This is a genomic window from Sphingopyxis sp. KK2 (genome assembly GCF_001990265.1).
Taxonomy (GTDB): Bacteria; Pseudomonadota; Alphaproteobacteria; order Sphingomonadales; family Sphingomonadaceae; genus Sphingopyxis.
Genome location: NZ_LYVN01000236.1, coordinates 1 through 3334, shown reverse-complemented (window position 1 = coordinate 3334; position 3334 = coordinate 1). Strand labels below are relative to the sequence as shown.

The 3334-nt window shown below is 64.0% G+C and carries 3 protein-coding genes; 2 read left to right on the top strand and 1 reads right to left on the bottom strand.

Going from position 1 to position 3334, the window contains the following annotated elements:
* Together B1A78_RS21065 and B1A78_RS21060 are read left to right on the top strand one after the other, a co-directional pair.
* A partial coding sequence (locus B1A78_RS21065; protein WP_144037949.1) for a DUF4157 domain-containing protein occupies nt 1-1384 on the top strand: 1384 nt, incomplete at its 5' end.
* Between the two features lie 330 nt (nt 1385-1714).
* Nucleotides 1715-2521 carry a helix-turn-helix transcriptional regulator gene (locus B1A78_RS21060; RefSeq protein WP_077148809.1) on the top strand — a complete coding sequence of 269 codons (807 nt, stop codon included), beginning with the start codon at nt 1715-1717 and terminating at the stop codon, nt 2519-2521.
* A gap of 49 nt (nt 2522-2570) precedes the next feature.
* Here B1A78_RS21060 and B1A78_RS21055 read toward each other — a convergent pair.
* Nucleotides 2571-3334, bottom strand: a 764-nt coding sequence (locus tag B1A78_RS21055) for a S9 family peptidase (protein ID WP_077148808.1), incomplete at its 5' end; no start/stop codon positions are given.

Below are 3334 nucleotides of genomic sequence, written 5' to 3'. Positions count from 1 at the left end.
CGGCGCGGGCGGCCCGCTGCCGGCAGCGGAACGGGCCTTCTTCGAGCCGCGCTTTGGCCGCGACCTGTCGTCGGTCCGCATCCACACCGACGCCGCCGCCGGGCAATCGGCGCGATCGCTCAATGCCCGGGCCTATGCGATCGGCGGCGACATCGTCTTCGGCAGCGGCGAATATCGGCCCGAAAGCGCGAGCGGCCGGCATCTGATCGCGCATGAGCTGGCGCATGTGGAGCAGGGCGGCCATATGATCCGCCGCCGGCCTGCCCTCAGAGCGATTCCGGTCCAGCAAAATGTCATCGAGGCCAGGGACCGTCCCTATGTGCGGGGAGCGCCCCCTCCAGCGAGTCCCACCGAAGTCTGCAAGGATCAGGGAGGCGATACCAATTGGGGCGCTTGTTCGCGGATGAAGGAACGCAACCTCGACTTTCAAGCGAAGATGAACAGGCTGGAAGAGCCCACGATCATATTGGCGGAAGGCGGCAGTCCCCCAACTTTTGTCGAAAGCGGAAGGCAGATGACCTCCCTGGGTGCCGATGGCCGCGTGTCGTCCATCTACACGCCGAAATTCTTTTTCATTCTCAGCGCCATGGAGCATGATTTCAACCTGTCGACGTCGTTCGACGAGGACATTGCCCTTTCGCTCCTTTATTTCCCCGAATGGGGGCAGACCGATAATGGCCCGCAAATATCCGTCCGGCCGGGCTTGCCGAAATCCTTCAAGGGAACCGACGGGAAGACCTATCATCCCAGGCTGCCAAAAGGTGCAGCCATCGGAAAAGTGGTTTTCCAGTATAACGAGAAGTCGCTGGAAACGCGGCAGGAGAAGCTTCGGAAAATACTCGCCGCGCGCGAACGCAAGCGCAAAAAGGCTGCGCTGGCTGCGGAGTATAACGAAGCCGAAAGATTTGCGCTAAACGACAAGGGGGGGAAACGTACGCAGGGCGCATGCGATGTCAGGACAGTTCCCCGCAAGGGCGGGAACAAGAAGCATGATCGCTATGCCGAACATGTCGCCAAGGAGAAGGGGTATGGAAAGGTAAAGAACGAGGTCGAGTGGACCACGCCCGAAGGGGTTTCCTATAGCTTCGATACCTATGATCCCAACGACAACACCCAGGTGTGGGAAGTGAAGACCATGCATGCATGGGCTTCGCCCGAAAATATCGGCCGTGCACCGGACTATATCAGGAATTTCAACGAACGTATCCTCGCCCTCGATGCGCAGAGGAAGGTGGGCCTGTTTGTCGCCAGTCGTTGCTCGCTCAGTTTCCGATATGCCTTCGACAAGTGCGAGGCCTATCGCGGCTTCCGGGATCAATGGAATATTCCGCCGCTCGAATATATCCCGTATCCCGGTGAGAAAAAAGAGATTTGCTCCGATTAGAAAACAAGACCTTCGTTCCGCGAGAGACCAACGGCATGCTCGGGATCCGAAAAGCCGCTTTCCTAATATATTTCGCCGCGGTTTATGATTCGAGATGAGCCGCCCCACACCCGAGCTGGCACCCCGTTTCACCGCCAAAGCGCGGGGCAGTGCGCCATGCGTTCGGGCTTTCCCGCAGCGCTGGCGCGACGCTGCGCCATTGGGCTGAACTTTACTGAACTTTACTGGTGCGACGCCCGATCCGTCCCCAAGCCCGCCTTCCCAAATTAATTGGGATGGACCTGTTCGCGACGCTATGGTGAGCAACTGCCCATGTCCGCCAACCAATCCATGCCCGGCCTGTCCGCCAATCTGACCGAGCGCGAGGTCGAAATCCTGCGGCTGCTCGCCGCGGGGCATACGGTGAAGACGATTGCCGCGCGGCTCGACCGTTCGGAAACCTCGATCAACGAGCGGTTGCGCACCGCGCGCCGCAAGACGGGGGTGGGGAGCAGCCGCGAGTTGGCGCGGCTGCTCGACGTCCAGGAAATTTGTGACAAGAAAATCGATCTTTCGACGCCGCGCTCCACCGGGAAGGTTGCGGGGCACAGCGCGACCATCGGGGTCCGCGGTTCGAAAGGAATGATTGCCATGCTTATCCTCACGCCCCTCGCCGCCGCCGGCCTGATCGTCGCCGGCGTCCCCTCCGCCGATCAGGCCGCGACGCCCGCGGCGGTTTCGAGCGCCGCGTCGCAGCCGCTGCCGCTCGCCGGAAGCTGGTCGCTCGACACCTCGGCGATGCCCGCGAACGAGAGGCCGCAGCGGGTGACGATCGCCTTCCAGGCGGCGCCGGACGGCAAATGGAAAACGCGCGTCGAAATCATCGCGCCCGACGGGTCGAGCCGCTATTCGGAATCGACCGCGGCGCTCGACGGCGTCGCGGTGCCGATCACCGGCAATATGGATTTCATCGACAGCGTCGCGCTGCGCCAGCCGGCGCCCGACACGCTGGTGATGACATTGGGCAAGGCCGGCGCGCGGGTGTCGACGCGCGTCTACACCGTCGCCAAGGACCGCCGGTCGATGACAGAGACGATCGTCTGGTCGGGCGACAGCCGCGAGAAGCTGGAGGCGACGCGCTTCAATCGCATCGATTGATCGCGTGCGCCGTCGGTGCCGGTGCCGGTGCGGCGACGTCCGGGGTGGGTCATTTCCCGGCTTTGAGGGTTTCGAGCCACCCCAGGATTTCGGCCTGCAACCGGATGCGCGCGTCGGACCAGCTGTGGTCGGTCGCGACGTGCAGCGTCTTCAGCTTCGCGCCGCCGCCGTCCTTGCGGATCGCCTCGGCAAGCGCATCGGTGCCGGGGGCGAGGCCGTCGTCGGAGGAGAGGATGAAGAGGTTCGTCGCCGCGAGCGCGGTGGCGTCCTTGCTCCAGTCGAAGGCGGCGGCGTTCGCGATCAGTTCGTCGGCCATGATCTCGGGCGAGGTGCCGGCGAGGGCCTCCTGGCCGTTTTCCTTCATGCCCGCGGCGAGCTGGTCGCGCGGGGCCTTGGCGAAGGCGCCGAGGTTGGCGGCGGAGATCATCGCGGCGCCGAGGATGTCCCGGTCCTTCGCGGCGGTGAGCGCGGTGACCCAGCCGCCCATGCTGTGCCCCATGACGCCGAGGCGTTTGGGGTCGATGCGCAGCTTTGCGGCATTGGCGGGGTCGCGCGCGAAGGCGAGGACGGCGCTTGCGTCCTCGAGATTTTGCGCGAAGCGATAATCGCCGGGGCTGCCCCACGAGCCGCGATAGTTGAAGGCGATGACGGTCCAGCCGGCGCGGCGCATCGCTTGTGCGAGGTCGAGGCTCTTTTCGTTGCCGGGCAGGCCGTGGCAGAGGACGACCGTCGGGTGCGGACCGGGGCCGGCGGGGATATAGGCGATGCCGTTGATTTCTACGCGGTTCGCGGCGGGACCGGTGGGGATGTGGA